At 41.1% G+C, this 22097-nt stretch carries 21 protein-coding genes; 5 read left to right on the forward strand and 16 right to left on the reverse strand.

Features of this window, described 5'->3' with window-relative positions; translation table 11 throughout:
- Positions 1–4: 4 nt before the first annotated feature.
- The 4 genes from H171_RS09545 to H171_RS09560 form a co-directional block, all read right to left on the reverse strand.
- Positions 5–1267 (reverse strand): PTS fructose transporter subunit IIC, encoded by a 1263-nt coding sequence (locus H171_RS09545; protein WP_100304922.1) that lies wholly within the window; start codon positions 1265–1267, stop codon positions 5–7.
- A gap of 29 nt (positions 1268–1296) precedes the next feature.
- Positions 1297–1614 carry a PTS fructose transporter subunit IIB gene (locus H171_RS09550; RefSeq protein ID WP_100304923.1) on the reverse strand — a complete coding sequence of 106 codons (318 nt, stop codon included), beginning with the start codon at positions 1612–1614 and terminating at the stop codon, positions 1297–1299.
- Positions 1615–1693: 79 nt separating this feature from the next.
- Positions 1694–2158 (reverse strand): PTS sugar transporter subunit IIA, encoded by a 465-nt coding sequence (locus tag H171_RS09555; RefSeq protein ID WP_100304924.1) that lies wholly within the window; start codon positions 2156–2158, stop codon positions 1694–1696.
- The gene (locus H171_RS09560) at positions 2158–4041 is read right to left on the reverse strand and encodes a BglG family transcription antiterminator (RefSeq protein ID WP_100304925.1); all 1884 of its coding nucleotides are present in this window, start codon (positions 4039–4041) and stop codon (positions 2158–2160) included. The genes H171_RS09555 and H171_RS09560 overlap by 1 nt, the downstream gene beginning before the upstream one ends.
- Positions 4042–4302: 261 nt before the next feature.
- Here H171_RS09560 and H171_RS09565 point away from each other — a divergent pair, with 261 nt between their 5' ends.
- Complete coding sequence (locus tag H171_RS09565; RefSeq protein WP_100304926.1) at positions 4303–4896, forward strand: hypothetical protein; 594 nt, start codon at positions 4303–4305, stop codon at positions 4894–4896.
- Positions 4897–5172: 276 nt separating this feature from the next.
- Here the strand turns inward: H171_RS09565 and H171_RS09570 are convergent, their stop codons facing one another.
- From H171_RS09570 to H171_RS09600, 8 genes are all read right to left on the reverse strand, one after another.
- Positions 5173–5448 (reverse strand): helix-turn-helix domain-containing protein, encoded by a 276-nt coding sequence (locus tag H171_RS09570; RefSeq protein ID WP_100304927.1) that lies wholly within the window; start codon positions 5446–5448, stop codon positions 5173–5175.
- A 134-nt stretch (positions 5449–5582) separates the two neighbouring features.
- Positions 5583–6692: a WD40/YVTN/BNR-like repeat-containing protein gene (locus H171_RS09575; protein ID WP_157803133.1), complete on the reverse strand. Its 1110-nt coding sequence runs from the start codon at positions 6690–6692 to the stop codon at positions 5583–5585.
- A gap of 232 nt (positions 6693–6924) precedes the next feature.
- On the reverse strand, positions 6925–7134 hold the full coding sequence (locus H171_RS24115; protein ID WP_157803134.1) for a hypothetical protein: 210 nt from the start codon (positions 7132–7134) through the stop codon (positions 6925–6927).
- A gap of 46 nt (positions 7135–7180) precedes the next feature.
- Positions 7181–9448, reverse strand: coding sequence for a YARHG domain-containing protein (locus H171_RS09580; RefSeq protein ID WP_157803135.1), 2268 nt, complete (start codon positions 9446–9448; stop codon positions 7181–7183).
- A 253-nt stretch (positions 9449–9701) separates the two neighbouring features.
- Positions 9702–10733: a Cfr family 23S rRNA (adenine(2503)-C(8))-methyltransferase gene (locus tag H171_RS09585; RefSeq protein ID WP_100304930.1), complete on the reverse strand. Its 1032-nt coding sequence runs from the start codon at positions 10731–10733 to the stop codon at positions 9702–9704.
- A 160-nt stretch (positions 10734–10893) separates the two neighbouring features.
- On the reverse strand, positions 10894–12372 hold the full coding sequence (locus H171_RS09590; RefSeq protein ID WP_100304931.1) for an Lsa family ABC-F type ribosomal protection protein: 1479 nt from the start codon (positions 12370–12372) through the stop codon (positions 10894–10896).
- Between the two features lie 517 nt (positions 12373–12889).
- On the reverse strand, positions 12890–13258 hold the full coding sequence (locus H171_RS09595) for a hypothetical protein (protein ID WP_100304932.1): 369 nt from the start codon (positions 13256–13258) through the stop codon (positions 12890–12892).
- 36 nt (positions 13259–13294) lie between these two features.
- Complete coding sequence (locus H171_RS09600; protein WP_100304933.1) at positions 13295–15607, reverse strand: HAD-IC family P-type ATPase; 2313 nt, start codon at positions 15605–15607, stop codon at positions 13295–13297.
- Positions 15608–15840: 233 nt separating this feature from the next.
- On the opposite strand from H171_RS09600, the gene H171_RS24560 reads away from it, so the two are divergent.
- Together H171_RS24560 and H171_RS24565 are read left to right on the forward strand one after the other, a co-directional pair.
- Positions 15841–16056: a response regulator gene (locus tag H171_RS24560; protein WP_242976926.1), complete on the forward strand. Its 216-nt coding sequence runs from the start codon at positions 15841–15843 to the stop codon at positions 16054–16056.
- 251 nt (positions 16057–16307) lie between these two features.
- A complete protein-coding gene (locus H171_RS24565; protein ID WP_242976927.1) occupies positions 16308–16484 on the forward strand; it encodes a winged helix-turn-helix domain-containing protein in 177 nt (58 codons plus the stop codon).
- A 328-nt stretch (positions 16485–16812) separates the two neighbouring features.
- Here the strand turns inward: H171_RS24565 and H171_RS09610 are convergent, their stop codons facing one another.
- From H171_RS09610 to H171_RS09625, 4 genes are all read right to left on the reverse strand, one after another.
- A complete protein-coding gene (locus H171_RS09610) occupies positions 16813–18072 on the reverse strand; it encodes a cytochrome P450 (RefSeq protein ID WP_100304934.1) in 1260 nt (419 codons plus the stop codon).
- A 339-nt stretch (positions 18073–18411) separates the two neighbouring features.
- Positions 18412–18822: a GNAT family N-acetyltransferase gene (locus tag H171_RS09615; RefSeq protein WP_100304935.1), complete on the reverse strand. Its 411-nt coding sequence runs from the start codon at positions 18820–18822 to the stop codon at positions 18412–18414.
- A 145-nt stretch (positions 18823–18967) separates the two neighbouring features.
- Positions 18968–19399, reverse strand: coding sequence for a VOC family protein (locus tag H171_RS09620; protein WP_207655180.1), 432 nt, complete (start codon positions 19397–19399; stop codon positions 18968–18970).
- Between the two features lie 387 nt (positions 19400–19786).
- Positions 19787–21304 (reverse strand): VanW family protein, encoded by a 1518-nt coding sequence (locus H171_RS09625; RefSeq protein WP_100304936.1) that lies wholly within the window; start codon positions 21302–21304, stop codon positions 19787–19789.
- A 278-nt stretch (positions 21305–21582) separates the two neighbouring features.
- On the opposite strand from H171_RS09625, the gene H171_RS25010 reads away from it, so the two are divergent.
- A complete protein-coding gene (locus H171_RS25010; protein ID WP_408645630.1) occupies positions 21583–21780 on the forward strand; it encodes a motility-associated protein in 198 nt (65 codons plus the stop codon).
- Between the two features lie 53 nt (positions 21781–21833).
- Positions 21834–22067, forward strand: coding sequence for a MotA/TolQ/ExbB proton channel family protein (locus H171_RS09630; RefSeq protein ID WP_330404287.1), 234 nt, complete (start codon positions 21834–21836; stop codon positions 22065–22067).
- Positions 22068–22097: the final 30 nt, after the last annotated feature.

The following is a 22097-nucleotide window of genomic DNA, read 5'->3' on the forward strand; positions in this document are numbered from 1 at the left end:
TCTATCAGTCGTTGGAATCTACCGTCAGCCTGCCTTTTAGTATCATATTGTTGCGGATAAATATGACCAGCAAAGCCGTCACTACAGCTCCGACCACGATTCCCGCGATATAGGCCGGAATGTTCTGGCACAAAGGCCATGCCCATACAGCGGACTCCGGGAACCACTGCACCGCACCGAATATAGTGGCAGAAAGGGAACCGCATATAGCACCGATCATGTAAGAGGGAATGATTACCTTAGGCATTTCCAGTGCAAATGGAATGGCTCCCTCAGAGATTCCCATCAGTGCCAGAAACATGGCAGTCTTCCCCTGAGGGTAGAACTGCTTATCAAACACATGGCGCTTTACTACCAGACGATCAATCAAGGTCGCTAGCCCCAATCCAAAGGAAGGAACGACTATGGCAACTACACGGGCAGTAATTGGCAGTACCTTATCGGTTGTAAATCCAAGTGCAACAAACCCGGCTGCTTTGTTGATAGGGCCGCCTAGATCAATGGCCGTAGCAGCAGACAGAGCAATGGTATACCCATAAGACCCTGCCTTTCCGGCTGCCGACAGTCCCGACTTGATCAGGCTATTCAACATTCCCCCAAGAGGCGTTACCACCAGATGCATGCCCAGCATGACAAACACGGCCGCCAGCATGGGAATCAGGAATGTGGATTTGAATGCCAGCATATTGTGGCTCACTTTAATCTTCTGGTTCAAAAACTTTACAAAATACCCGGCTGCAATGGCTATGATCAGCGCTCCTAAAAATGTAGAAGCTACGGGCGAGGCAGCCGTCCAGGTTCCATCCACAAGGCTCACAACTGCAGTTGGCTTTGTGGCCATTAAGCCGCCGATAAAACCGGCCGGAAATGCCAGCTTGCCGCCGATGGAATTCGCCATAAAAGCCGCAAACATAGGAATCGCAAATCCGAACAGCGTTCCGCCAAAGTTCGCACATAATTCGGAAAATTTCAAAAGAAATAAGTTAAATCCAACATAATCTCCACTGTTCATGGCATCCAGAATACCTATGGACGGGTCCACGCTCAGGATTACATATGGAATAAGCTGTGAAAATGCAAGAATCAATCCGCCCATGATCAGGAATGGAATCATGTTGCTGATACCGGTCATTACGTGACGTGACAATGTATCCCAAATCCCCTTTTTCTCCTGAAACTCCGGTTTCTGCTGTACAGACTTATTGGAGCTGCCTGCATTTTTGTTTTCTGCCTGCCCTGTCAATGCACTCCTCTTTGTAATTGCCATCTTCTTTTATCCCCCTTATCTCTCGTTTTTCACTCTTCCATGCTTTCAATTTCCTGAATAATCCCCTTGGCATTCTTAATCGCATCCTGAAGGCCGATTTCGTAAATATCATAGGCGTCAAAGCGCTCATTGTTCTGGGGTGCGATGGCAACGGCATGAATAATAATATCTGCCTCAGCGATTTCTGCCGGGGTCAGCTCATTTTGAATTCCATCCGCCCCCTGGGTCTCCACCTTTACGTCGTATCCCAGTTCCTTTGCCGCATCCTCTAAGGCCTGAGCCGCCATAAAGGTATGGGCCAGCCCCATGGTACATGCGCATAATGCTACTAATTTTTTCTTTGCCATTATTTTTCCTCTTTCTCATTATTTTTTATATTTATCATCCGGGCGTCCCCAGAAGAATCAACTTCTCAAATGAAATTCATCAGTTTATAGACACCGCCTGATGAATGACCTCGTAAATCTCCCCGGCGGAATCAGACTCCATAAGCCTGTTCCGGAATTCCTGTTTCATCAGCATTCTCGAAAGGGATGCCAGAATCTGAATGTGCTCATTTCCGTAATTCTCCTTTGGAACAATTAAAGCAATCATAATATGAACCGGCTTGCCGTCAAAGGATTCCCACTCCAGTTCATTGTTCGATTTCACCACAATGATTCCCGTCTGAACTACGGATTCACAACGGGTATGAGGAATTGCAAACCCGTCCTCCATGCCGGTAGGACCCTGAGACTCCCGTTCCAAAAATCCCTTATAAGTTCCTTCCACATCCCGGCACAGCCCTAAGCTTACCGCCTTTTCTGCGATGGAACGAAGCGCTTCCTCCTTACTCCCAAATTCCATCCCGGTAAAAATATAATCTTTTTTGATCACTTCCTTCGTCATCATCACACCTCTCTCCCGCACATAATATTTTGAAATGTATAAAAATCATCCGCCTGTATGAGGCGGCGCACCAGTTCCTCTGAGTGGACCACTTTATACAGCGTTCTGAAAATCCGGGCATACTGGTTTCCAGACTGGTTAAAACAGGCTAAAAATACCATCTGAACCATCTCGCTCCCCCATTGAACGGGATTATCCAAAATCCCTATAGCAATACAGGAAGAGAATTCTCCCTGCATCAGCACATGAGGCACGGCCACCAGATTTCCAACCTCTGTGGAACTGATCCTTTCACGCTTTTCTATGGCGTTTATCATCTGGCTTCCAATTCCTTTGTTTCGTTCCAGCATAGCACCCAGCTTTTTAATGGCCTGGAACCGGTTCTCCGCACTGATATATCCAAAGCAGTCCGGGTCAAAATACCTCATTAACTCCTTTTCAATGCATATCTTCTGCCAGATCTGCTCCTGAATACCGGAAATTGCTTTCTCGCCCAGAAGATCATGGGAAACGATTACAGGAACATTTCCCTCATACTCATCCATAGGAACCGCTGAAATAATCACATCCGGCTCCCGGTCCAAAGCCAGCTTTAAATATCGGACCGGATACACGCTGCAGATAAATATATTCTGAACTTCGCTCTGAATTTTCTCCAGAATCATCTGAGACGTGCCGATTCCGTAATTGCATAGGATCACCGCCTTAATCCGCTCTCCGGACTGGGGTTCATAAACACCTAAATAAACGGTCAGATAACCGATCTCATCCTCATTGATGGAAACGCCGAACCGCTCCTCAAAGCGCTGTGCCATCAGGATGGCATAATTCATTTCCAGAGGATAGCTGTTTTTGATCTGTCCGATAATGGGATTGGGCGAGTAGTTTCCGGCTCTGGCCCTCTGCATCAGGGCCTTCAAGTGCATGCTTAAAACATTCATCACTTTCTCATCCTGATTATAGGAAATCCCTGTAAGCTGAGAAATCTCCGCTAAAAAGTCATTGACGAACCGGCGCATTTCCTCACAGCCAGCGGTATCCGCAAGGTTTAAGTTATATCCCATAAAACCGGAACACACCATGACATAAAAGCACTCCTCCTCTGCAACTGCAATATGGAATTCCTTACCCAGTGCCTCCATAATAGAGCGTATCATCTGATAGTTATGGCCGGAAATGGAGGCTCCAAGCTTCATTCCGGTGACTTGACGCCCTTTTCTGTTCCGTGAAAGGGCGATGATGATTCTTGCAATCAGATTGTTTAAATCCATATCTGCCACTATCATTCCGTATTCCTGAATGTATCCGAACACCAATTCATCCGTCCGTTCAAGCTCTTCCTCAGAAATGTTATAAATTCCTGTATTCACAAGCTTTGCATTACAGTAATCCAGGCCAATGTCCCCCAAAAGAGTGCGGATATCTGTTTCTTCCCCCGTAATGGAGAGGCCATAATAAGGCTTACCGGCAAGGGTCAGCCTGTATCTGCCTAAAAAATCCTTCACATCTGCGGTCATTTTATTTAAGGTGGACGAGCTTAAAAACATGATATCGCTGAGTTTCTCAATGGTGATCTCATCCCGGTCGATGATTTCTAGAATCATCTCATGAATCCGTTTATCTCCATCTTTCTGGCGGTATTCTTTCTGGGTAAGAAGAGGCTTTAATGCCGCCTTGTTTCCCTCCAAAGCATACCCCTGTCCCCTTTTACGGGAAATGGACACATCAAACGTTTTCAGTTCCTCACTTAGAACCGAGAGATACCGCATTACCGTTCTGGAAGAGATTCCAAGCCGTTTCGCCAACTCTTCCCCATCCATGGCATTATCCTGATGCATCAGGCAATTCAAAAGCTGTATCTGCTTTTGTGTCAAATCCTGTATCATACAATCACTTTCCTTCTGGTTTTATTATGCTCCTAAGCAGTATAACTTTCCATTCATTCCTTGTCATCAGAAAATGACAGGAGGTGGAAAGAAAAAAGAGGAGCCAAAGCAGACTCCTCCAGATTGTCCCATATTTGAATAATAGACCTAGTGACCCTAAGGTTTTTTATCAATCAATTCCCCTTTCTTTTTAATAACACGTATCTTAAATTTATTTATGCATATATTATAAAGATGAGTAAAGTCATAAAGAGGCCACGAATGCACATATGTAATTTAGGTACAATCAGGCAAGTTGGACGAATGCTACAAATCCATAATGCAGTGGTTGATGAGGTTTTTCTTATTAATAATAATACCGGATATCTTGACATTCTCTACGCCAATTATGAACAAAATGAGGCCATATCGGAATCCTTAAGACTTAATGTAACCATTAGCACTGTCATACTAAATTCATACGGCTATCATATATTCTTATCCGACATCGAAGAAGGCATGTTGGTAGATTCCTTATTTTCACCAATTAATGTAGGACTCACTCCGCCACAGGTAGATGCAGATTTAATTGTTGCAAGAACATACGATCAGCCGCCACTGAGCTTTGTTATAGATCGAATCGCAAAAGTAGATATCGATAACTCTTTTCTCTATACTGGCGATCCTAATAATACAGATAATCAAATAAAATTTAATATCAGCAATATAACTACAATTCGAGATAAAGACAGCAACCCTGTTCCTCTTCGTTCGCTTCATCCTGGTTTATTAGTGGACGTGATCGTGGCTCATACCAATTTTCAAAATACGATTATTCCAAATGAAGCCGATGCTCTTCATGTCCAAGTATTATAAATATTACTTAATGCCCAGCAGGATTCAGCCAGCCTGCTGGTTTTTGTTTTATCCTTAATCACCTTTTTCTACTTTCACAAACTCTTCACAGTTTCATCAAACTCCCGTCACATTTTACAGGTATATTCATAAATGTAAAGAGGCCAATAACCCTTTAAAATAAAACTTTTTTTCATACAGCCGGCAGGATTCCCCCGATCTTGCCGGCTCCTCCCTTTTATCAGACAAAACATATCTGCTCCTTGAAAACCCACATTGGAAATGCTGCTATTTAATTTATTCCTGACCTTTCGCAGGTTCCTGAAGCAGTTCCTTTATCTGCGGTATGGTTTTGCCGTTCTGATGCATTTCCCTTATTTCCTCTATACGGGTGATTGCTTCTTCACGTTTGAATCTCCTGGTCAGATTCGTTTCTGCCTGTTCAAAAGGCAGCATCCCCTCTTCTGTATAGAACTTTAGGGTGCTGTATCTGGTATTGGTCAGTCGTACCAATTCTCCGATTGATACATATTCTGATTCCATTATTTTTTCAATTGTTCGTTGCCTTGACATAACAAGCTCCTTACAGATTGTAACGACGTAATCTTACTCCATGGATTGGCATTCTGCCGCTGATTGCTTCAGGGATTAGTTCATATTTAATATTATCAATTTTTACAACCGGAACTGCACCTTCCCGAAGCACCTCATATACATGTCCCTGTGAAAATACCCGATCTAATACATTCTTCAATCACATCTGTGCGTTTGGAAAATATTCTTCCGTATCGATAAAGATCGTTGTTCTCCATTACAAATTCCCAGCTGATTCCTCCATCTTCTGATTGGTAAAGTACCTCTTGTCCCCCATCAGCCCCCTGTCCTATTACCATTTTCAGAATCCCATCTTCTTCATATGGCATTTGGGGGAAATCAAACGGGGAATCCTGGTTCAGATTTTCTTCCATAACGGAATACGGAAGCTGTACTGGCTCCGTTGTTTTTCCACCATCATCTGTCCGGTATAGCTCTGCCTCATCGCCGCCATTATGTGAAAGACAGAAAAATCCCAGCTTTTCGTCAATAAAGGCAATGCCTGCGGCCACCCCAGTCTGACCTAAAAACGGGTCTAGATTCACAACCTTCCAGTTTATTCCTCCATCATCACTGCACTCCAGGGTGTAATAACGGCTGCCAAGAGCGGCATCTGCTACATTCAGACGGAACCGGTCACCATTTTCAAATTGAAATTCTTCATCTGGATTAATTGCGGCAGGCTTATCTTCAGACATTGCTTCGCTGCCAGATTGCTCCTCCTCCTTTGATGCTGCCAGATAGCGTTTTGGCGTGATTTCATTTTCTTTGCCAGGAACAAACACAGAAACTGTATACCCGCGAATATTGGATCCGGTCTCAGCGCTCGCCTGATTGCCCTCATTTAAATCCAGACAAATGATTCCTGTCGAATCATTTCCCCAATCCCTCACTCCGTAATAAATGAGGCCGTATTCCTGTTCCCCCCACGGCTGCACAGCTTCTTCCAGATTCACTTGTTTTAGAATATCAAGCATCGGCTGCAATTTCTTACGGTCTTTATCCTGCTCTGATACTGATCCATCCAAATACACAGTCGCACGTTTTGACTTGCTCCCATCATAACTGATCAGATAGGTCTTTAATTTACCTTTATCATCTATTCCATACAAATAGGTCTCCAACGAAGTTATGGTTCCATCTGGTTTGAAATGAAGATTAAAACTGGTAGCGACATAAAGCTCTTCCGGCATTTGAAGCGTTTGCTTCAAATCCTCTATCATTTTATCTACTCCACCAGAAAACACATGATCATGAGCAATCTCTACCGTCCTTTTATGGGTTCTTTCATATAAAAACCATGATAATTTTCCATTAAAATTACTGGCGCTAAGTACAATTTTCTCACCATAAAACAATGTAGTTCCAATATAAAATATCAGAAGCACCGACATATAACTTCTATATAACCATCTGCCTTTATTATTCTTTCGTAATACGGCTTCTTTCAGAATATCAGTTTGTTCTTCTGCCCTTCTCCCTTTTTTCACTGATGCTATCATCGCTATTAAGAGCATTACACAGAAAAATACCAAACAGCCTGCTAATATCGGTATATTCCTTCGCTTTCCTCCAAACTGGCACAATCGGTATAAGCGTTGCAAAAACACAAGATATACCGCTGCTGTCAGAGGATTTACCATTAAAAGCCAAAATGTTTTCCAACTCATTCTTCCTTTATTCTCTTGCATGGGTTACAGCCTCCAAATTCCTACTCCATACGTTTCTGCTGTTCATGAATCAAACGGACATTGAAACGCTCTGTTTCATTCAGCACATCTTCCTTAAAATCATTTGGATCAATCGTTCCTTCATACCAGCTGCATTGATTAAAATACCTCTGCAATTCTTCATCAGCAAACCGCCTGCCATGCCTTGCATAAATCTCGTTTCTTGCAATCCGCAGCTGACTGGCTGAAAGGTTCCATAAATCGGGCTCCTGCAACAGGCTATCGCTGCTGTTAGGAAATACAAATTCTGATCCGTCATATTTTGCTGTATCAGACTGAATCCGGAAAGTATCCCTGATTTGACTGATTTCACCATGCATTTTATTGTATTCCTCCATTATGGCATTGTCATCCATATAAAATGTCACATCCGTGGGCAGTGACATTACATATACATAGGGACCATCATACCCCCATATTTCATAATCAGGCAGATTAACATAGCTGCAGTCCGGGTACGCCTGAATATAGAATAGTACTCCATCCCCCATCAAATCAAAGGATTTTTTCTGATGGTAGCTGCATCCTCCTTTAAACTCATTTCTGACTGCCAGGCGATTCCATTCTTTTGGCAAATCCAGTTCAAAGCCTGGCGCCTGAGAGTCAGAAGCCGGAAAAGCCGGCTCCTGCTCCGTTTCAGACATCTCTGTTTCCATAGACTCAGCTTCTGCCTTCTCTGTGGCATTTGTTTGCGGTAGGAATTCTTCGGCTTTCGTCTCTTCATATACTATCGTTTTATTTGATCCCCAATGATGTGACCCCATTAGCATAAGGATTCCAAACAGTACCGTGTAAATACCAAGTACTCCGGTTAAAACAATCCGGCACACTAGGCCGGCCTTATCTTTGAGAAAGCCTGGAGATTCCGCATAGGTACAAGCTCCATATCCCATTGCCTCCCTGACTGCTTTATTTTCAGGGCTGTATGAAAGCAGATTCCCGCAGATATTTTTCGCCTTATCCATTTCACCTGCTTGTTTATAAACATTCATCTGAATGGGCATAAGCGGTATGCGATGATATGCATCTGGAAAACGGTCACAATATACATTCACATAGGCTTCCACCTGTCCAAATTTCTGATCCATATAAGCCTTCCTGATTTCAGACAACAGAAGCATTGCCTCTCCAATTCTTTTTAATTTGGGATAATTATTAACAAGCTGCTTCTGGTATAAATATTCTGCTTCGGCATCTCCTTGCCATCCCAGCCCTATGTAGCATACGAAGCATAGATTGCTGTGAACCAGCTGCATCAATTTCTTTTCATGAACGCCCTTCCAGTCATTATCTGCCAGCTTCAGTGCCTGCTCAAATCTTCCAGCCCTGGCAAATCCGACGGCAGCATTATGTATCTGTTTCTTATAGTAAGACGGATACCGATAGGAACCATAGGCTGCCTCCATTAAAAAAGCTGCCGCCGCTGTAAGGGGCCGGTTCTCTTTTGTAAGTACCTCCATATGCTTTTTTGCCCAATAAACTCTCAAAGTAACGCCTAAACTCAAAATCACCAGGCTTAATATAAAAACAGTTCCTATGTAGTCTAATGAATTCAGAAAGACCCACTCGTATAAATATTCCTGGAAAATGTAAAAACCTGATCCGCAGGCAAATAATAATATCAGGCATCGGTTCCAGTATCGTCTTCTGTCATGGATTAAAAACCACCGCTTCCCTGCCTCAAATGCTGCCTGATTCACTGGGTCATCCTTAAATTCCAGTAATCTTTCTTTTGCATAGCTTCTCTTTTTACGATTATTTTTTAAAAGTTGAAAAACACCCAGTACCCCAAATATGATAACGGCAAACAGGTAGAGGTACCCCCGAATATTTGCCATCTCTCCCTGACTATAGTGAATCGAAGACAACCCCACAGAACTTAACAGTTCCCATTGCCAATTATCTGTATTGTCAAGGCTAAACATAAAAAGATGGATTGGCGTGCTGTCTGAAGTTTTTCCCCTGATACTTCCCTCTATTATCAGTCTCGTCTGCTGCTCTTCCAACCTGCCTGTATAACTGACCGAAACATGAACGCCTTTTTCCGCAGCAAAAATATCAACACCCTCGCCATTTGCCCCTACATTGATTACAAAGCTCTGCTTTGCCGGCATAATTTCCATATCTAAATAATGCAGCCGCTTTCCTTCAATCAAAGAAATCCACAATACAAAGCAGCCGATCAAGATGCCTAACCCATAATACAGGTAACGCATATTGCTTAACTTTACTACGCCTTTTTTATTCATTCTTCCTCCCCGCAAAAACATATAGAATCACTTAATAATAGCATAAAAATGAATGAAAAGAATAACGAAATCATAAATATTTCCAAACGAATTATTTTAACAGTCATCAGATAACCGATAGATTGATTCCTGGATCCCCGCGACATACAAAAAACAAGGTACAGAATATTATTCCTGTACCTTGTTTTCTGCTATTGGCTCATGAACAAAACATAAGTGTAGGTGCTTGGTATAAAATTTAAGACTGGCATCATCATTCATTTTCATAATGCAGCTGTCCGCATGCAGCGCTAATTTCAGAACCAAATTGCGTTCTGATCGTCACGCTTATACCGGCCCTCTTCAGGGTACCGCCAAATTGCCTGATAGCACTTGAAGATTGAAATTTAAAAGTTGTCTTATCCGTAGAATTATAAGGGATTAGATCAATGTGATATAAATGCCCCCATGAACCTCGGCTTTTCAATAAACTTACAACTGCTTCTGCATGATCTTTGGTATCATTAATTCCTTCAAGCATAATATAAGCAATAAACACTCGCCGGCCCGTATGAATGATATGTTCATCTAATGTTTTCATTACTTCATTCAATGGAAATCGTCTATTGATAGGCATTAAATCGTTTCGTTGCTTATCAAATGGTGAATGAAGGGAAAATGTCAGATTCACTTGTGGAAATTCTCTGGTCAATCTTTGAATTCCCGGTATAATGCCAATTGTTGAAACAGTAATTCTTCGCTGCCCTAATCCAAATAAACTCTGATCCGTTAAAATTTTTACTGCTTCAAATAACTCCGGATTTGCAAAAGCCTCACCCATTCCCATAAACGAAACACTATTGAGCTTATGGGAATTAAATAGGAAGTAAAGTAATTGGTCTGTTATTTCATCAGCAGTAAGATTACGTTTAAAACCAGCACTTCCCGTTGCACAAAAGCGACAGCCAAAACCACAGCCGCATTGGGTAGATATACAAAACGATTCCCACCCCTGCTTATATTTTAATCCAACTGCTTCTATTTTTTCTCCATCAGTTAATTCGAACAGCAATTTTTCAACTTGTTTGGAATCTTGTATAAAAACAGGTTTTACACTTGATACACGATTCCCAAATTCATTTACTAACGCCATCCTTAACTCTTTTGGCAGTATCTGCATATGATCAAAATTATCTATTCTTTGATGAAAAATTGCATTTGTAATCTGTTTGTACCTATACTCAGGTAATCTCAAATCTGATACTATTTGTTTCATTATTTTATATTTTGTTTTTGTCTGTTTCACGCAGGCTTCCTCCTCACTATTAATCGTTAGGAAGCAAAGCCAGTATGATTAGCGACTTATATTACTCCATGCAAGCGTCGCCCAAATCATCCGGCTTTGCATGGAGCCTATTGTGTGTTGCTATTCTTAACTCTTTAAACATATTAATTTCCTTTTCCATTTACAATTTAATTGTTTTTGTTGCTACATTTTCACAAAACGTTCTGTCATGCTCGACAAACAAAATTGTCAGCTCATGTTCTATTAATAATTTCTCAATCTGCATACGGGAAATGACATCAATAAAGTTCAATGGTTCATCCCATATATATAAATGCGCCCGTTCACAGAGACTTTTGGCAAGCAATACCTTTTTCTTCTGTCCTCCGCTAAAATCCTCGATATTCTTTTCAAACTGTTCTCTTGAAAAATCAAGTTTTCTAAGCATGGATTTAAATAAACTCTCATCTATACAGTTTTTATCTGCATACTCAGATAGATCACCATATAAATCCGAGGTATCTTGTGAGACATAGGAAATGATTAGCTTGTTGTTCTTACTTACAACTCCACTATGGGGGATGTCATCTCCATAAATCAATTTTAATATACTTGATTTTCCACTGCCGTTTTTTCCCTGAACAGCAATCTTTTCACCTTGCTCAATGGTGAAACTTATTCCTTCACAGACAATTTTATCGTCATATTTAATAGCAACATCTGTAAGCTCTACAAGCTTTTTATCATGGAACGTGGACGGTGTTAACTTTAAGCTTTCATTTGATTCAATATTTTTAAGAAGCTTTGACTTTTCTTCTATCATATTTTGTTGTCTGGCTTCTATATTTTTAGCACGCTTCATCATTTTTGCAGCTTTATGTCCAACATATCCTTTATCTAATTTGCTACCGGAATTAGTGGTTCCATGCTTACTGCTTTCAACACTGTCTGACCAGGTAGATGTTCGTTTTGCCGAGCTGGAAAGTCTGTTAATATCCCTTTTTAATTTTTCATTTTCTGCCAGTTCAAAATTATCTTGTAATTCCTTATTTCTCCACCATGAAGAAAAATTTCCCTTTTGTATTTCAATATTTGTTTTATTAATAGACAAGATATGGTCTATACAATTGTCCAAAAAAGACCTGTCATGGGAAATCAGAATAAATCCTTTCTTTTTTTTCAAATAATCACTCAGTTTTTGCCTGGCTTCAGCATCCAAATGGTTGGTCGGCTCATCGATCAGCAAAAAGGATTTCTCCTTCAAAAACATGGCAGCCAACAATGCTTTGGTCTGCTCTCCTTTCGATAGTGTATAATACTGCCTGTATAAAGCGTCATAGTCCATATCTAACAATGATAATTCTTTAACTATCTCCCAATCCTCTGAGTTTGGACTGATCTCCCTTATGATATCTATGGTGAAATTATCTTGCTCCTGAACTTCATAAGGAAAATATTCAAACGTCACATTCGCTGAAATGCTTCCGCTATATTCGTATTTACCCAGCAAAAGATTTAGAAAAGTAGTCTTCCCTCTGCCATTTCTTCCGGTAAAGCCTAATTTCCAATCGGTATCAATCTGAAAGCTGACATTTTCAAAAATATTATCATAACTACCTTCATAAGCAAAGGTCAGGTTTGCTACATTTATTAAAGACATAATTTTGTCCTCCTCTGAATTTTAAAATATAAATGACAAAGTCGGAACAATCGGCGACCTTATTATTACTCCATATAAATGCCGCCTGCAGTATCCGACTCTATATGGATAGAAACATGTGTTAGTAAAGTATCTTTATTCATCATAATATCCTCCTTATCTGATTATATAAAAAAAATAAGAGCTGCAAGAATTAATTATTCTTACAGCTCATAAATATACGCAGTTAAGCTAAAATTATAGCACAACACAAGTGTATAAATTAAGAGAAAAAAGAATATCTTTCTTGCATGAGTACAACAAAACAAACAGGACAGCCCTGTTTCGCTTTGTATTAAGTGTACTGGAAAAATTAGCAAGAAAAATTAATCATTTTTTCACCTCGAATTATTTTTTACTATTGTACTATTATTTGCTTGAAATGTCAATAATGAGTGACTCAAGAAAATCTATTTCTTATATGCTGACATCAAATTCATACCCCTACAGTATAACCAGTGGCTTTTATTGGCAAGATTTACGACGTTCGATTCGTTATTTCGTTCTCTATAAAATCTTTCGAAACATTCATTGCATTTATGATAGGGGTGAATCGCCTGTACTGAATTGTTTCTTTGTCATATTTAATTTGGGCCTTCTCAGTTTTGCTTATGATCGATTGAACAGGCGGTAATGCTTTTATTAAATCTGTTTTCGTATACATCCCTATATTACTATCTTTTTCTATTAAAGCTTTTGAAATATACAACGCCTTAATTCTATTCTTTAAAAGAGAATGCTGTGATGTACCCTCAGCAAATTTTAATTGCATTTTTTCACAATTATTTATGGTAGTACATATGAGCTGTAATGCAGCATCCAACTCTTTTTGCAAATAATTTTCCATGTATTTCTCCTAGTAAGATTAGCGTAAGGCTGGAATTTAGCCGAGGTCATCATGTTTCTCAATATTTTGCTTTATACCGATCAGAAGTGCCAAAAATAGCAAGAGCCCTACAAATACTTCTCCTATATAAGATAACATCGCCCTGGTCATGGCAGAAATTTCAAACAACTGCGGCAATATCCACAGCGCACCAAATGCCCCAAACACCATTGTAACACAAATAAATATACGCAGCTTTGTAAATGGAATACAACTTTTAATAACTGACAGCATAGATACCAGAATCAAAAGCATGTACATAATCGTCTGCCTCTGCTGTGTATCAAATGGTAAGGTAAGGCTGATAAAAATGATTCCAGCTGTAATTGTCAGTGCAAACGGTGCAGCATTTGCCAATGCTGTCCTTAAGAAAGAGCTGCGAACCCTCTTTGTATTCGATTCAAAAATCGTCAGAAACGATGGATATGCTTCGATAAAGGCATCAATCAGCGTAATTTGAATTGGAATAAACGGAAAAGGCATGTTGAACAGCAGGAAGAAAAGGGACAGTAGCAAAGAATAGATCGTCTTAATAAAGAATATCCCTGCTGTTCTGGTCACATGATTAATCACTTTTCTTCCTTCCAACACCACCTGCGGCAGATTCGCAAAATCTGAGTCTAACAAAACGATCTGTGAAATCTGACGGCTGGCATCACTGCCTTCGGCTATGGCGATAGAACAATCTGCTTCTCTAAGGGCCAAAAGATCATTCACACCATCACCAGTCATCGCCACCTGATGTCCTGCGCGCTTCATAGCCATCACAAGCAACTGCTTTTGTTTCGGTGTCACCCGGGCGAATACTGTATATTTCATGCATATGCTGTCATAATCCGTAATCTCTCCAAAGGAGGACAGATCGACTGCATTTTCCCATTCCTCTAATCCTGCTTTCTTCGCGATGATAGACACTGTTTTAATATGATCACCGGAAATAACTTTTACTTCAACACCTTCTTTACGAAAATACTCCAGCGTTTTTGCAGTGCCTTTTCGAATGTTATCTTCTAAAATAACGGCGCACAGCGGTTCAATCTCATCCGGCAGTTCTCTTTCATTTTGCCATTCGCCATTGTAATAGCCTATTACAACAGCACGGCAGCCCTTTTCTATCTGGTGTTCTACATCCGAAGGCAAAACATTCATAATCCTCTCAGCCGCACCAATGAATACTGTTCCGGCAGTGTGAAAGCTGACCGCCCCCCATTTCCGAAGGGAGGAAAAAGGAACTTTATATGTCTGCTGGTACACGGAATTTGTTCCAAAATGCTCTTGAAGAGCCTGAAAGGTAGCGTTATTATCATTGCTCGCAGCAAGATAAGACTGAATCAGCGGTGACAGTTTTTTATTCGTTGAATCAGATAACGGAAGCACTTCCTTAACCTTCATCTTACCGTCTGTGATGGTTCCCGTTTTATCAAGGCACAGAACATCCACATGAGCCAGTGTCTCCAGGGAATAGATATTCTGGACCAGAATCTTCATGTTTGCCAGACGGATAACGCCGTTTGCAAGCGAAACGGCAATCAGGAGCACCAATCCTTTGGGCAGCATCCCCAAAAGTGCCGCCGAAGAAGATACGACAGCATCCGAGACCAATACTTGCCTGAGCATGATTGCTTCAAGGAACAACAGAATCCCCAACGGTACAATGAGAAAGCTTGTAAAGCGGGTCACCTGTTTCATGGAACCGAGCAATTCAGACGACACTCTCTTGGCTTTTTTGGTTTCTTCCATAAGCTTTACGGCATAATTTTCACTGCCTACGTGCGTTGTTTTTGCATAGCATTTTCCTGTGACGACAAAGCTTCCGGAAAAAAGCTCGCTGCCCTCTGTCTTTAATATGGCATCACTCTCGCCGGTTAACAGCGATTCATTAACTTCTGCCATACCGCCAAGTACAATCCCGTCATTGCAGATTTGATGTCCGCTTTCCAGTACCATTACATCATCTATAACAATGTCCTCGGTTTCAACGACAATCTCTCTGCCATCTCTTACCAATTTTGCCTTTGGCCGGTTCAAGATCGACAGCTCGTCTATCAGTTTTTTTGCTTTCAGTTCCTGTGCAATCCCGATCACAATATTGATTATAATAATGACAATAAAAATCATATTGGAATAAGCACCGACAGCGAAAAGCAATGCCGCAATTATAAAATTGAGCAAATTAAATAATGTAAAAATGTTTTCTTTAAATACCTGCGCTTTGGTTTTTGTAATGGAACCTGGTGGTTTTCCCATATCTCCCCGTTCTTTGCGATCCATTACTTCCTGCGTAGATAGACCTTGTATTGGTGCCTCCATTTTTTCCTCCATTTATATCCAGTCTTAATTTCCGTTTATTAACCATTTCATCGAAAGCGAACCATTTTTGACCATCGGATGGACAAGCTGAAATAAAGCCCTTTTATCTTCACTTGCTTTGCCAGTTCAGATAAGTTATATTATTCAAACATAAAGTCCAGTTAAATTGAAGTTAAACTCTTCATAAACTATAAAACAGTTTCCCTGTTTCAGCAAAATCACTTTTTTATGCAATGGAAGATCTGGCTGGGATCAGCAGGATACTGGACAAAAACTCCATAGCGTTATCCGTGGATTCCTCTGGTAAAACTATCTATCAGTACGGGAGTGCAACCGAAGCAGATGGAATCCTGCTTGATCTAATGCTTCCCGGTATTGACGGTTTTACCGTCTGCCGCAAGCTGCGGGAGACACTGGACATTCCTATCCTGATGTTCACGGCACGTTAGGAGGATATTGATAAGATACGCGGACTTGGACTTGGCGCGGATGATTATATTGAGAAGCCTTTTTCTCCCAGTGTGCTGGTGGCACGGGTTAAGGCGCATTTGGCACGATATGCCAGATTGAAGAAAACGGATAGGACCGAACCGATACCGATTACGTTCGGCAATATCCGCATAAGTACCGATACTCGCAGGGTCTATGTGAATGACATTGAAATCGAACTGAAAAACAAGGAATATGAGTTTTACTGTTTATGGCACTCAACGATGATGTGGTCTTCAACCGGGAAACGCTTTACGAGCGTATCTGGGGTATGGAGGCTATGGGAGATAATGCCTCTGTCGCCGTCCACATCAACCGGCTGAGGGACAAAATAGAGGAAGATCCAGGCGTATATCCAGACGGTGCGGGGTGCGGGTTATCGGCTTAAGGCGTAAATTTCACAAACAGGCACCTCTGGCACATTTCCGTGCCAAGGGCAGCCCATTTTTGAAATCTATCATTTATGTTTATGCATATCCGCCCATCAGCTCCCGGATCTCTCCCATCGGGTACTGGAACCGGCTTCGTTTCTGAATCAGGTCAGGGAACGGGTTAGTCGGCAGCAAAAACTTACCCACTCCAAGAATACTGAACAAAGATAGGCAGTACAAGTTTTCCCATAAGAATAAAAGAGCTTTAAATACGATCCGGCTTAAGATAATGACTGATCAGTTCCCTTGTCTTCAATCCGCTTAATCTGCGTTACAATGTGTCTGTTACAATTTCTTTCTAATATTTTTTATGATAAATCCGCTTTCAGGCAAAGTGGGAATTCTTGAAAGGCTGTAGGTTAAGTCTTGTTCTGGAACTTCAAAGTCAATTTTATTAACAAGAAAGTTTAAACCTGCTTTCATTATCTCAATCGTAATACCTTCACCAGGACAGCGATGCCCCTTTCCTGGATCGCCGCCGCCTTGCGGGATAAAGCTAAATGTCCGGTCTTTTTGTTCCTTAAAGCGCTCCGGCAGAAATTCATCAGGATTACTCCATATTTTAGAATTATGATTCATCCCATAAACATCAAGTAATACAAGTACCCCTTTTTTAAACTCATACTGATTCCAGACAAAGTCCTTGTGTACCCTTGCTCCTAAAAATGGGGTAAACGGATAGAATCTACGAACTTCCTGCACAAACATTTCAAAATAATTGTTATCACCACGAGTCAGTTCTTCATGACACTCAGGATGTTCATACATTGCTAATGCTGTAAAAGTAATGTATGTTGAAATAGCGACAATAGGTCTTATTACGTTTATAAGCTCTTTTGCAGCCATCTGTAACTCCATTTGGCTGCCATCAGGCTCTCTGTGAAAAGCCATTAAATGAAGTGCGGAATCATCTTTTACTATCAGCTTCTCTTGTCTTACATCGTCTATGATTCCTCTTATCCATTCCTCGGTTCTATTTCGTGCCGCCTTTCCTTTCCAGTATCTTGGCCCAACTCCGCCCAGTCCATCAACCATAGCACAAAAATCATCTGCCCTGCTTTCTACATCAGATTCCGGCAATGGAACTCCAGTCCAGAAACATGCTATCTTGCATATAACATTTTTAACTTCGTGAAATAGTACAACTTTTTCCATATCCGCCCATTTATGAACGGAAGCTTCCATTTCTTTCTCAAAAAGCTCCGCAAGTTCCTTTTGATGATTTTCAGTCATTAACGACATGAAAAATAATTTTCGCTGAGTATGTGCTTTATTATCCATCCCCTGAATGGCATTAACTCCAAACAGTGTTTTTTGTATTCTCTTTGGCATTGCACCTTTTCGTTGAAATAACTCTTCATTATAAAAAATTTTACATGCTTCTTCTCCACTAATGCAAATAGCTTTTTCTCCCATGATATGGGTCTCGAAAATATTGCATTTATAAAGATCCATTCTATTTTTTATAAAAAGATATCCTTCTTCCAATAATTTAAGAGTGTGATCTAAGCCTTTATCCTGTACAATTCGCTCTTTAACTTCCATTCCTTCTCTACCTTCTGTTTCTATTATAATTTTTTAACATTGTAAATACTTTTGGTTTATTATCGCTTTATTACCGATAAATATTCATAGAGAACAGGCCTTAATGCACTGTTTCTTTGCATTGAAAGCAAATGGTTACTGCAAAGAATTCTCAGTTTAAAAAAAAATAATATTTAAACATCATATCAGCTTTCATCTAAACCTCATCATGCTAAAGGCTCTGTGGCAGCTGGGAGCAATGAAATATTTAAAGGGCGGCTATTATTTAACAACAAAGTGTTGTTAAATGGCAGCCGCCCACTATAGGATTTCTTCTGTCCGAGAACTATTTTCCTCCAATTATATTTTTTTCACCATGCCAACAGACTTTGGAGCCGAATACACAAATCCAAATTTTTTATATAGTTCATCCGCCGGTATATCAGCAATCAGGCTAACATAAGAATTTTTCGGAATGTTATTCTCCAGGTATGTATTTATTTCTGACATAATCCGTTTACCTAGTCCTTTTCCCTGGTATGAGGGGGCAACAGCAATGTCCACGATATGATAAAAGCATCCTTTATCCCCTATAATTCTTCCCATGCCAATTAGTTTATCAGAGTCCCTTAAAGTAACAATATAGATAGAATTTTTAAATCCCACTTCTGAAGCCGCTTCATCTTTTGGACTCAATCCAGAAATTATTCGTAAATTATTATATTCCTGTGCATTTGGAATTTCATTTGAAACGGATATATCCATTTTCATATTTCCTTTCCCTCTTATATATTGAAAACAACTTCCTATTCTATCCCTCAAAATATAACCGATATTAAAAGGTACGTTAATTGTGGAATAAATATTTAGGTAATCTCGCATCCGGATGAGAAAGTGAACCCGCATTATGCTTGTTCTATTCAGGCTTTTTATACATGCTCGAATCCCAAGGGGCGTTTGCGTCATAATCTTCGGGCGGATGATGCTGCGGGGCTGTGATATACCACCAAACACCAAATTTATCTATTACTTCGGCAGCGCATGGGCTCCATGGTAATGGCCCGATGGGTGTTTTTATTATTCCGCCCTCGCTAAGGAGTGCATACGCTTTTTTCACTTCTGTTTCATCACCAAATGTAGCACCCAACTGTACCCTTTGGTCCTTGATGTCATTGTTTTCCGCTTCGACAACAGAAAGAATTTCTTCGCCGTTTTTATAGAGTTCTGAATGAAAATATGTTCCATCAGGGTTTTTGACATGATACCCTAACTCCAACCCGAATACTTCCTTATATAGTTCTACTGCCTCCACGCTGTTTTTGACATACAGTCCATGTCCTATTTTCATATTGATACCTCCTTTCAAGAGATATGATTTTTCACGTCTGCCTTTTGCTTTGCAACAACACCTCATTAGAACCATGTTAACAACATTCATAGAGGACATAAACCACTGAATCCCAGGCTAAATGCTCCGTCATGAATCAAAAACCGTGCAAGATTCTCCTGCTATTGGTAATTATACTACTTTTCTGCTCTATTTTTAAGTCTTAAATTAACAAAATAAAAGATCCCCGTTAAAAATGGGAATATAGCCATCAAAGCAAACATTGTCACATATCCTGCCGCATTTTATTTCGAAAATATAACCAGGCTTTATCGGATGAAAGCGTCAGATTCACAAAAAAGGTACTCCAACCGTTTGTAAAACGTTTGAAGTACCTTTTTCCATATCTTATTCTGCTGCCGGAACCACCGGTATGTCCATCTCCGTACCAGTAGTCTCCGAACCTCCAGCCCCAGGTCCGATCTCCGAATTCTCTTGCACTTCCGTGGTCTGCGGCTGTGTCTCCGTAGACGTCTGGGACTCGGTTTCCGCTGGAGGCACTGTGGTATTCCGATTAATGACTGCAGGTTTCCCTTTATAAGTACTATTATGAAGCGGCTCTTCCTTTATCACCGTATCTCCCTTTTTATACACCCGGTAGCTTTTGTAAACGCCGCCGATGGCGCCCTTATCGACTACCTTTTCCGTTCCATAGGGCAATGCAGGATTTTCCTCGTATACAGGCTCCAACGGCTCTAAATCACGAACCTTCTCGGATCGGATTGACACTTTCACCCCAGCCTCCAGGATTGGAAGTCCCACCAGGGAGAGCTTTAAGCTTTTCCCGTCCAGCGCAGCCCGGATCGCCATGGTATGACCGCTGGTATTTACAAATTTTAAATCCGGACCTGCGTAGCCGTCAAAGCTGACCATGGCATCCTGTCCCTTTTCCACATAGGACGGTGCAAAGCTGTGGGCATTGCGCTCCGTGGTTTTAAAACCGACTTCAATGATGGCATGATACAGGGTGGTGGATACCTGGCACACGCCTCCGCCCGGTTCTTCAATCAGGACTCCGTTCCGGTATGCACCGGCGGGCTGATATCCTTTTTCCTTTGTACGGTTCCCGGTAGTATTGTTAAAGGAAAATTCTTCTCCCGGCTTAAGTATTAGTCCATTGAGGGAATCTACTGCCAGACGGATGTTTTGATTTCTGTTTTTATTATCCGTCGTCATCGTTGTAAAGGTTCCGACGACCTTATACTGCTCTTTTGCCTGGCTCTGAGTCCTTTCAGGGGATGTTTCCGTAAAACCTGCCATGATTTCAGCTTGGTAATTCTCTGATTTTGCTGCGTCCATCAGCTGCTCCACCAGCTTCTCCTGATCCAGAACGCGACCGTTCTGTTCTTTTGTATACACGAAAGCCCCGCTTGTCTTGTTAAAAGATTCCAGCTCGGAGTTAACAGCGCTTTTATTCCAACGATCAGCAAGCGAAGCCGCTTGACTGATAAATGGCTCTCTTAAGGCTTCATAATCAATTTCATACTGCTGCTTTTGATCCGGGGACGTTCCCTCCAATTGCTTTATAATCGCCTGAAGCTGTGGTTCTAAAAGATTGTCCAATAAAACCGAATCCTTCCCGTCACTGACAATCAGCTCCCACTGATAACGTTCTTTCAGGGTTTCTTCTGCCTCCATTACTGTAAGACCGGTCAAGTCTGTCTGTCCCACCCGGGCTGCGGAAAGGATTTTATCCGTCAGGCCCGGGGTAGTTCCCTTTTCTGACTCTTCCACTGACCGCGGGCCGTTGGAACCGGCCCTGGAATACAGATAACCTCCGGCTGACAGAGCTGCCAGAAGCAGCACACCCACTGCTATATTTCTGTTTCTTTTTATTTTTCTTCTTCTTTCCCTGTACTTACCCATGGATTCAATTCCGCTCTCCTTTCATCGTCTGCTCAATGATGCTTTTCATAATATCCTCGGAAAGCTGTCCGCTTGCATAGCCAAATGCAATTCCAATCCGCGCCTAAAACCATCAGGGCATCGTCCCCACACTCTTATCTATGGAATACCCTAATGCGGCATCTATTTTAATGCAAAGTTATTTGATTCTGTACTTTAATCAGTTACAGTTTGTGACTGTAACTATATCATTTACACTTCCTTGTGTCAAGGGTTCTGGGAAGATTTCATAACAAAATTTGTCTTCTTATAAGAGCACAGTATCTGGTCATGCAGAACTAATTTGGAACGTGCCCTCGGCATTAATTATTTTCGGTGGAACCATCGGAGCCACTATAATGGCTTTTCCTCCTCAAAGGCTTAAAACCATAGGAACCGTAATTAAAAAGGCCTTTTCTAAATCACATTTTGATGTAAAAAGGATATTGCTTCTTTAGTCAGAAGCGCCGAAATATCCCGGAAGGATGGGCTTCTTGTTCTTGATAATCATATTGATGATTTAACTGATGATGCATTCTTGAAGATGGGAATTCAACATATCATTGATGGTGCGGATGAAGATCAGTTGAGAAATTTATTGGAAGGTTCTACTTATTTCATGAAACAGCGGCATCAAAAGGGCGCAGCAATGCTGGATATGATAGCAGCTACGGCTCCTGCACTGGGGCTTTGCTTTTCCATGATGAAACAGGCGGGTGGACTTCTTTATAAAGGGAACCAATGATTAAGCGCTGGTTTGTAGCATTTTCAAAAC

The organism is [Clostridium] celerecrescens 18A (genome assembly GCF_002797975.1).
GTDB classification, from domain to species: Bacteria; Bacillota; Clostridia; order Lachnospirales; family Lachnospiraceae; genus Lacrimispora; species Lacrimispora celerecrescens.